Source organism: Microcoleus sp. AR_TQ3_B6 (assembly GCF_036702785.1).
Lineage (GTDB): Bacteria > Cyanobacteriota > Cyanobacteriia > Cyanobacteriales > Microcoleaceae > Microcoleus.
Map to the genome: position 1 here is coordinate 45,022 of NZ_JAUBVJ010000056.1, position 9,776 is coordinate 54,797.

The 9,776-nt window shown below is 44.5% G+C and carries 5 protein-coding genes; 2 read left to right on the forward strand and 3 right to left on the reverse strand.

What is annotated here, in order from left to right:
* Positions 1 to 224: 224 nt before the first annotated feature.
* Both QUB56_RS23895 and argZ read left to right on the forward strand, forming a co-directional pair.
* A complete protein-coding gene (locus QUB56_RS23895) occupies positions 225 to 3,377 on the forward strand; it encodes a PAS domain-containing protein (RefSeq protein WP_332958609.1) in 3,153 nt (1,050 codons plus the stop codon).
* 494 nt (positions 3,378 to 3,871) lie between these two features.
* The gene (gene argZ / locus QUB56_RS23900) at positions 3,872 to 5,986 is read left to right on the forward strand and encodes a bifunctional arginine dihydrolase/ornithine cyclodeaminase (RefSeq protein ID WP_332958610.1); all 2,115 of its coding nucleotides are present in this window, start codon (positions 3,872 to 3,874) and stop codon (positions 5,984 to 5,986) included.
* Between the two features lie 458 nt (positions 5,987 to 6,444).
* Here argZ and QUB56_RS23905 read toward each other — a convergent pair whose 3' ends face one another.
* The 3 genes from QUB56_RS23905 to QUB56_RS23915 all read right to left on the reverse strand — a co-directional run bounded on the left by QUB56_RS23905 (position 6,445) and on the right by QUB56_RS23915 (position 8,653).
* The gene (locus QUB56_RS23905; RefSeq protein ID WP_332958612.1) at positions 6,445 to 6,711 is read right to left on the reverse strand and encodes a hypothetical protein; all 267 of its coding nucleotides are present in this window, start codon (positions 6,709 to 6,711) and stop codon (positions 6,445 to 6,447) included.
* A 150-nt stretch (positions 6,712 to 6,861) separates the two neighbouring features.
* Positions 6,862 to 7,053, reverse strand: coding sequence for a hypothetical protein (locus QUB56_RS23910; protein ID WP_332958613.1), 192 nt, complete (start codon positions 7,051 to 7,053; stop codon positions 6,862 to 6,864).
* Between the two features lie 925 nt (positions 7,054 to 7,978).
* The gene (locus tag QUB56_RS23915; protein WP_332958615.1) at positions 7,979 to 8,653 is read right to left on the reverse strand and encodes a transposase; all 675 of its coding nucleotides are present in this window, start codon (positions 8,651 to 8,653) and stop codon (positions 7,979 to 7,981) included.
* Between the last annotated feature and the right edge of the window lie 1,123 nt (positions 8,654 to 9,776).

Genomic DNA, 9,776 nt, shown 5'->3' on the forward strand with positions numbered 1-9,776 from the left:
AGCCTGTGATTTGAGAAATCTCGCCTGTTTTCTCGCTCTGCTGCGATAATTTTATCCGCAAATATTTTTAAACGAGCCTTATTTTTGATATAATGACAGATAATTTAGAGGTATGCTATTATAGCCGCTAGTTATGCGGATTTTTCTGAGAGTATTAGGTACAAGTGGTAAATGCCTTTAACAATATTCCCAGATACAAAATTTGAATAGTTCGAGGATCTGCTGTGAATACAACTGACGATACAAATCCAAGACTAGAAACACTTACGCTTCAAAACACTGCCTTACAAGAAAATATTTTAATGGTGGACGACCACCCAGAAAACTTGCGTCTTTTATACCAGCTTTTGTCTAAGCGCGGATATAAAGTGCGGCCGACACGGGATGGCAAATTGGCTCTCAAATTTGCTCTGTCGAATCCACCGGATTTGATTTTGCTGGACATCATGATGCCCGGTATGGATGGCTATCAAGTCTGCGAACAGCTAAAAGCTTGTCCGGAAACTAAAGATATTCCTGTGATTTTTATCAGTGCTTTAAATGAAGTATTTGATAAAGTCAAAGCTTTTTCTGTGGGGGGGGTAGACTACATTAGTAAACCGTTTGAAATAGCAGAAGTGGTGGCCCGCGTCGAAAATCAAATGCTGCTCAGTCGGCTTTCTAAGGAAGTTGTAGCAAAAAATGCGCGACTGCAAGCAGAAATAGAAGAACGCAAGCGGATCGAAGCAGAACTCCGAGACAGCCAACGCTGGCTGTCTGCAGTAATTCAAACAAATCCTAATCTTTTGTATGTTTACGATTTGATAGAACAGCGAACTGTGTATATCAACCGCGAAATCTATAGCGATATTGGCTACAGCATTGAAGAAACACAGCAGATGGCAGGAGCATTTCTTCCTAACTTCCTACACCCTGACGATTTGCCGGGATTCTCAGAACATATCAGCAGGATTGAGACAGCAAAAGATGGTGAAAACTTTGAGTTTGAGTACCGAATTCAGCACAAAAACGGTGAATGTAGCTGGTTTTTGAGCCGGGATACCGTGTTTGCCAGAACAGCGGATGACAAACCTTGGAAAATCCTGGGAACGGCTACTGAAATTAGCGATCGCAAACAAGCAGAACTCGAACTTAAAACAGCTTTAGCTGCTTTGGAACGGCAAATTAAGCAAAAATTTCTCCTAGAAACAATTACTCTGGAAATTCGCTACAGCTTACACCAGGATCAAGTTTTTCAAACAGCAGCGGCCCAAATAGGCAGAATTTTTAATGTCGATTGCTGCTTGATTCACGCCTACACAGAACACCAAATTCCCCGCATTTCTAAGGTAGCTGAGTACAGAAAGACTGGGTTACAATTACTTTTAGATGTAGAAATTCCCGTAGAGGACAATCGTCACACTCAGTTTTTATTGTCCCAAGATCAACCTGTAGTTTATGACGATGTTTTTGCCGAGCCCCTGCTAGAAAACGTCAGAGATTTGTACTGTCAAATAGGTTTGAAGTCGATGCTCTCCATCCGCACTTCCTACCAGGGAAAAGCCAACGGAATGATCTGCTTGCACCAGTACCATCGCCCCCGCCACTGGACGGAAGATGAGATCGGATTATTGAAAACTGTGGCGGCACAAATGGGAATTGCCAGAGCTCAAGCCAATCTTCTCGAACAAGATAAACAACAGCGACTTAAACTTCAACAAAGCGAAGCTAGTCTAGCAGCAGCCCAGAAAATTGCCCATATCGGCAGTTGGGAATTTGATGTCGTCACACATAAATTTACTTGGTCAGAAGAAGTATTCCGCATTTTTGGTCTTGACTCAGCCGCACCTGAACCGACATTTGCCAAACTTTTACAGATGTGTCATCCCGAGGACAGAGACTTGTTCCAACAAACTTTCACCCAGGCTATCTCACAAGGAATTTCCTATAAAAAAGAATTCCGATTTTTGCATAAGAGCGGTCAAATACTCTACGTGGAAGAAAGGGGAGAAGCTGTTTTTAACGAAACCCGAGAAGTAATCAAACTGTTGGGAACCGTTATGGATATTAGCGAGCGAAAACAAGCCGAAGCAGCTTTGCTTCTTAGTGAAGAACGTTTTTATCTGGCATTGGAAGGCAGTGCGATGGGATTGTGGGATTGGAATCTTGCCACGGGAGAAGTCTATTTTAATCCGCGGTGGAAAACGATGCTGGGATATGAAGTAGAGGAGGTAGAAAATAGTTTCGCAGCCTGGGAGCAACTGCTACATCCCGAGGATTTGGGTCCGGCTATAGCAGCGCTAAAGGCTCACCTAGAAGGCAAAGAGCCGACTTACGAAAAGGAATTTCGGATGCTGACAAAATCCGGCGAGTGGAAGTGGATTTTGACTCAAGCGAAGGTGATGGAACGCGACGCTTCGGGAAATCCTTTGCGGATGACGGGCACGCATATTGATATTAGCGATCGCAAACAAGCCGAAGCAGCTTTGCTTCTTAGCGAACAGCGAGAACGAGAAAAAGCGCAACAGCTAGAACAAACTCTGGAAGACTTAAAAAAGGCTCAATCCCAGCTCATTCAAGCCGAAAAAATGTCAAGTATCGGGCAAATGGTAGCGGGAGTTGCTCACGAAATTAATAACCCGGTCAGCTTCATCTACGGCAATATTATTCCCGCCAGACAGTACGCTCGCGATTTGGTAAATGTGATCGAACTCTACCAGCAACACTATCCCCAACCAGTTCCCGAAATTGCCCAAGAATTGGCAGGACTCGAAGTAGATTTTATCGCTGAGGATTTTCCGAGAATGCTGGGTTCAATGGAACAAGGTGCTAACCGAATTAAGCAGATCGTGTTGTCTTTGCGAAACTTTTCGAGACTCGACGAAACAGAGCGCAAAGTAATAGACATTCATGAAGGGATAGAGAGCACTTTGGTTATTTTGCAGCACCGATTGCAGTCACAGGTCAAACGTGGAGAAATTCAAGTTATTAAAAATTACGGCGAACTGCCAAAACTCGAGTGTTATCCGGCTCAATTAAACCAGGTATTTATGAATTTACTGTCGAATGCGATCGACGCTGTGGAAGAGTCATCAGCAAACTGTACTTGCAAAGTTCACCAAATTCGCATTACTACGGAAGTCAGCAGAGAAAATCAAGTGTGCGTGCGGATTTCTGACACTGGTCCCGGTATCTGTCCCGAAGTTCAGTCAAGGATGTTTGACCCGTTTTTTACTACAAAACCTGTGGGTAGGGGCACTGGTTTGGGGTTGTCGATTAGTTACCAAATTGTGAAAGATACCCACGGCGGTAAGTTGGAGTGTCATTCAGAAGTTGGCCGGGGAACAGAATTTGCGATCGAACTGCCGATTTCGCAAAAGTTGAAAGTTAAAAGTTAGGATAAGCTGTTATATCATTTCCGGTTACACCGTCCGTGATGTTGACTGTTGACGGTTGACGCCGTGAACAGTCAACAGTGAACAGTCAACAGTGAACTCGAATTTACTATTCCGATGCTAAGGGATTTGATATTATGTCATGTCCGGTAAATTAACCGTAATTATTGTAGGGGCCTGTGAGCCAACAATCTATAATAATAGACGAGCTTAAACCCGCCCCGACCTTCAGATTGGCGGCAATTCAACGGAGCTGGTATTAATCGTCTATCTGAACCTATTGTAGGGTGCGTCATAACCTGAAATTTTCTCCCGTATTTCCTGCGCTCGGTCTGTGATTTAGTGTTATTTCATCTTAAGCGTGATATAATAAAAAGTTAGCCTTAAAAGGCTCCAGACGTTCCGCTCCTAAAATTAGTAGTGGATATTACAGTTGCTCTTATACAAACTCTGTCAACATACGTCTGCTGTAGCTTCTACCACATTTTTACTGAATTATGACTGACTCAATTCGCTTCCTCATGTGCGCTCCCGACCACTACGATGTAGACTACGTGATTAATCCGTGGATGGAGGGAAATGTCCATAAATCATCGCGCGATCGCGCCGTCGAACAGTGGGAAAAACTCTACCACGTTCTCAAAGACAACGCGGTGGTAGACCTCGTACCGCCGGCAAAAGGCTGGCCGGATATGGTGTTCACCGCCAACGCAGGCTTACTTTTAGGCAATACCTTCGTCCTCAGCCGTTTCTATCACAAAGAACGCCAAGGCGAAGAACCCTATTTCAAAGCATGGTTTGAAAGCAAAGGTTTCACCGTGCACGAACTCCCGAAAGACTTGCCGTTTGAGGGCGCTGGCGATGCTTTGCTCGATCGCGAAGGACGCTGGTTGTGGGCCGGATACGGCTTCCGTTCCGAACTCGACTCGCACCCGTTACTAGCAAAATGGCTCAACATTGAAGTGCTTTCGCTGCGTTTAGTTGACGAACGTTTCTATCACCTAGACACCTGTTTTTGTCCTCTGACAGGCGGCTATTTGCTCTACTACCCAGCCGCATTTGATTCCTACTCAAACCGCTTAATTGAAATGCGGGTCCCCCCAGAAAAACGCATTGCCATTGAAGAAGCAGATGCCGCTAACTTTGCCTGCAATGCCGTCAATATTGACAAAATTGTGGTAATGAACAAAATTAGCGAAGCCTTGAAAACGCGCATCACTAATGTCGGTTTTCAAGTAATTGAAACGCCGATGAGCGAATTTCTGAAAGCGGGCGGCGCCTGTAAGTGTTTGACGCTGCGGGTAACGGAACCGGTGCAAGAAGAGCGCTCGGCAAACGTGATGGTAGAAAGCCGCACAATTCGCATGGAAGGTCACTTGCTCGATGCTGGTTTAATCAGTCGCGCTTTAGACTTAATTATCGAAAACGGCGGCAGTTTCCAAGTGCTCAATTTCAATTTAGGAGAGCAGCGACAAAGCACATCCAGTGCAGACGTTAAAGTTTCGGCTCCTTCCCACGATGTGATGGAAGAAATCATGGGACTGCTGATTGACTTGGGTGCAGTTCCCCCGCCGCAAGAGATTTGCGACGCTATTTTAGAACCGGTACTGCAAGATGGCGTCGCCCCGGACGACTTTTATGTGAGTACGATTTATCCCACAGAAGTGCGGGTAAATAATCAGTGGGTGAAAGTGCAAAATCAGCGGATGGACGGTGCAGTTGCTATTACTGAAACTGCTGACGGTCCAGTAGCTAAATGCAAATTACTGCGAGATTTAAAAGTAGGAGAAAAAGTCGTTGTAGATGTAGTGGGTATCCGCACCATCCGCAAAACAGAATCGCGGGAACAGCGCAATTCTCAAGAATTCAGCTTTATGTCTGGCAGCGTTTCTAGCGAGCGCCGCGTAGAATTGGTCGTGGAACAAGTAGCGTGGGAATTGCGCCAAATTCGCGATCGCGGTGGCAAAGTTGTAGTTACGGCGGGGCCTGTTGTTATCCACACCGGCGGTGGCGACCATTTAGCGCACTTAATTCGTGAAGGTTACGTACAAGCGCTGTTAGGTGGAAATGCGATCGCGGTTCACGACATGGAACAATCGAATATGGGAACCTCTTTAGGGGTTGACATGAAACGCGGTATTGCTGTGCGCGGCGGACACCGGCACCACTTGAAAATAATTAACGCTGTGCGGCGTTACGGGAGTATTGCAAAAGCTGTTGAAGCAGGCCTGGTTACTAACGGTGTGATGTATGAGTGCGTAAAGAACAACATACCGTTTTCTCTTGCCGGTTCGATCCGCGATGACGGACCGCTTCCCGACACGCAAATGGATTTAGTTAAGGCTCAAGAAGAATATAGTGAGCTGTTACGGGGTGCGGATATGGTGTTAATGCTGTCGTCTATGCTGCACTCAATTGGTGTGGGAAATATGACGCCGGCTGGTGTGAAGATGGTCTGTGTGGACATTAATCCGGCGGTGGTGACGAAATTGAGCGATCGGGGTTCGATCGAATCTACGGGAGTTGTTACCGATGTGGGATTATTCCTAAGTTTGTTGGTGAATCAATTAAATAAATTGACCAGCCGCCATCACGCAAATCAAGCTGTTTAGGATGTGTTTTCAAACGCGGAGCTCCCCCCCAGCCCCCCTTAAAAAGGGGGGAGCAACAGTATCAAGTTAGACTGTAGGGTGCGCAGTGCGCACCTTACTGCACAAAGTGTCATATCAATTCCGGCTGCACCGGAATGATATAGCTTTGGTTTTTGGCCACCAATGGAAACAAGTAATCCCTTTAATCAAAGAAGATTGTTTCATCAGAACTTGGCAACGTTGAAATAATACCTCTTCTAATTCATCAAGATTTTGAAATGACCCATTGGCAATTGGTTCATTTACCAACGGCCAGAGACGCTCGGCTGGTTGTAATTCTGGAGAATGGGATGGCATAAATTCCAAGTGTAGACATAAGAGGGACTCGAACTTGTGGACTGGTATGCCAAAGAGCTTGGTCAATAGTTAATATGATGTGTTTGTCTTTACCTACTTCAAATTCAGGCGGCAAAATCTTCTCAAACTAAGTTAAAAAGCTCTATGTTAACTTTTGGGAGAATCCAAAAGTATGTTTCTGGCGTTGACGGGTGTACAAAACCATACAACCATAGCCATTGATATCGCCAATTTACGTTGGCTATGGGCTGCTCCCCATAGCCAACCCAAACTCGCCGAATTATTGGCTTTAATCCCAGACGATGCTCATCCATTCCCCACACTTCTACTGCTGCTAATGGATACTGCTGTTGAATTCGTTTAGCTGGCGCTCTCCGTTTTTTTTCCAAGCTTCTTGGACTTCAAGGTCAGCAAGGTCGTGTTCCGGTCTGGGTATCCGTAAGCGAAACTCCAACTTGCCGTAGATAGTCCCAACCCCTTTGTACGCTGACTGGACGTAAGAGTAAATTACTGATCCACTCAGTCACTTTACGACTGTTCTATAATCCTCCATCAGCGGGAGGAGTTGGTAAAGTTTGCTTCATTTGTGCTTGTTCCACAATAGACAGTAAAGGTTGAGTGCCCGGATGTTGATGACGTTTGTCTTTCAACCCATTAGCACCTAATTGATTGTAACGACGAACGCGCGCGATAGATCGAGTTACGGCAGTAACCCGTGATATTCGCGACATCTTCTGTAACTCGTCGAGTTGCCAAGAGCCAAATTATTTGGTAGCGTGTCCGTTCAATTGGGTAGGTATGCTTGACGATAAAGTTTAGACAACGGGCGAGGGGGTTTGAGGAGGCTCTAACTTTAGACGTTTAGGCATAACTTGTCCTCGTTGCACTCTTGACGCCCTTTCAGTATATCATTCCGGTGCAACCGGAATTGATATCATTGCATTATCTCCCTCATTGTCATTGCGAGGAACGAAGCAATCGCCTTAACTCAAAATCATCTCCCTCATTGTCACTGCCAGAAAGCAATCGCGTTGACTCCAATCAATCTCCCTCATTGTCATTGCCAGAAAGCAATCGCATTGACTCAAATCAATCTCCCTCATTGTCATTGCGAAGAACGAAGCAATCGCATTGACTCAAATACAAATAACTGTCTCTAAGCGTGTAGGGTGCGCATTGCGCAGCTTACAAAGTCGATAATTTAGCGCGTAGGCTTTTCTAAATCTGGTGGATGTGGCAGATCGTAAAGTCAAAAAATGACTGTAGGTGAAGCTCGCGCCATCGCTAAATATGCGAACAACAATGATGGCTTTTTTTTTACACAATCCACGTCTATTCAGGCAAAGAAAATTGGTAATTACTACAAACGATCGCGCTATAGGATGCAATGCAGCCATAATTGCGAGTAAAGCAACACTAAGAAATTATACGGATAGGTTTTGCTCGCAGGCATACAGGCATGACGGGGTGACAACCCCGTCAGAACACTGATATAATCAAGGACATAGCCCTCATACCCCTCTGAAAGAATGGTAGTTTGTTTCCCCTGATTTTCATTAATTGAGTAATAATTTATTGACAAAATTCCATACCAATTAGCCAACATTGACCATATAATCCTATCCAAAAACTACTATGACGACCTATTGAGCGCCCCTATTCAGTTAACCTGCCCACATATTTTTCTACTCCCATCGTCTTGATTTTTTGACATAGAATTACAGCAGAATTATAAGCAAAAGCTATCAATAATATCAAAGGGTTTAAACGCTGATTATTAGCAGGGCTTCTTTCTAAATAGTAGCCACCGCTTTTACAATCTTTAAACATCGTTTCAATGCCATTGCGACACTTAAAAGTATCAATTGACTGCTTGAAAGTGCCGACATTAGTCAAAAGATACCAAGCTTTATCCTCCTGTTTTCCTTGATATTTACCTCGCCAATAACCAGCAATATCAAAAGTCCCAAGTCCTTTTTGTTTGGTAAACTTTACATCTGACAAATAAAAGCTTGTTCCTGGCAGTAAGCCCAGGTCTGACAAGAGGATATAATCAGAATTTTCTGATTGAATATATCGCCCTTGTTTTACTCTAAGAATAAACTTCACTTGCTTGTTACAGAGCCAGGATGCCAACTTGACACTACCAAATTCCCGTGAAGCGAAGCTATCCCGAAGGGAATCGCCTAACACGATCGCTTCATAATCGGACAGTAACTCTAAAACAGGAGTAATTAGAGCTTGTTGTTCGCAGATATTACTACATCCCCTCTTGTCTAATAGTCGCCAGTATAAGGGGATACTTCGTTTTTCCCAGACCAGACTGAGCATAAATACGTTGTGCGCTCGCCCGAAGAGTGCGATCGATTGCAAGCTTCAAAGGTTTTGATTTCTTAAATTTGGCTTTTAAGATTTCTTTGACAAGCGGAAACCACAGACTTTCTATGTTGAAGCAGTCTAATTTGAGAAATCTTTGCAGACTACGCCTCCGTCTCTCAAATTGAATTGGATAGGGCATTACAGAAGCGAGCAATTCAATACTAACCTGTCTGTGCCTGGAGCAACAAATCTACCAGGATTTTGAGAGTCAGGTATTCTGCTGGTTTGAGTTGTTTTTCTAGATGGTTTTGGTAAAATTGAGGAAACATAATTAACAGATGGGGCCACTTATAGCGGTTCTCAAAAAAGTGAGGTATGCCCTATGCCCACGGAGGCCTATGCCCTATGCCCACGGAGGCTTATGCCCAGTCGTACCTCAGATGAGAGCTCGAAAGGCTATAATAATTTCGACCCCATCTTTTTTGAGGTGCGAGTTGCGTAAATCCGCCACCAGTGCGGGTTTTGACGGGGTTGTCACCCCGTCAGCATACAGGCTCTACGCACGCATTCTATAAGTAGGGCACCCTGCACCCTACTGTATTGCTTCGCTAACGATCGCGGTCGTCAAAATTAGATTATTTTATAATATCAATTCCGGCTGCGCCGGAATGATATCAAATCCGCGCTTCGAAAGTCGGGCGTAAAGTCGAATCCGGAGACCAAAAAATAATTCGCGCAATTTTCAGTTTTTTGACTCACAGTCAACCGTCAACCGTCAACCGTCAACAATCACGGACGGTGCAACCGGAATCCATATAACTGGCAAATTTCAGTCGGTTTCCACAGAACTTACCCCTGCAGGCATAGCCCCGTGAGCGACAATAGTCTACATTGCCTATCTTCTTACAATTTTATTCTTGAAGCTTTATTCTATGCAGCTTCATATTAAATTGGTATTAAGGATTAGAGGGTTTCTCGGATCTTGGCTTAAAAGGGCGCAAGGAAATGTGAGAAATCGACCTGTTATAATTTTATGTTCAGAAGGAGAAAGCCATGTCGGCTCTCCTGAGTTTATGGTGTAAAATGTACCTAATAATACATTTACCGTTATGAGCTTCCATCTAGACTATCTATT

Bases quoted from the DNA above. Each gene is read 5' to 3' on its own strand.
- argZ (WP_332958610.1), top strand. From the start codon at position 3,872: ATGACTGACTCAATTCGCTTCCTCATGTGCGCTCCCGACCACTACGAT.
- QUB56_RS23910 (WP_332958613.1), bottom strand. From the start codon at position 7,053: ATGTCGCGAATATCACGGGTTACTGCCGTAACTCGATCTATCGCGCGC.
- QUB56_RS23915 (WP_332958615.1), bottom strand. From the start codon at position 8,653: ATGCTCAGTCTGGTCTGGGAAAAACGAAGTATCCCCTTATACTGGCGA.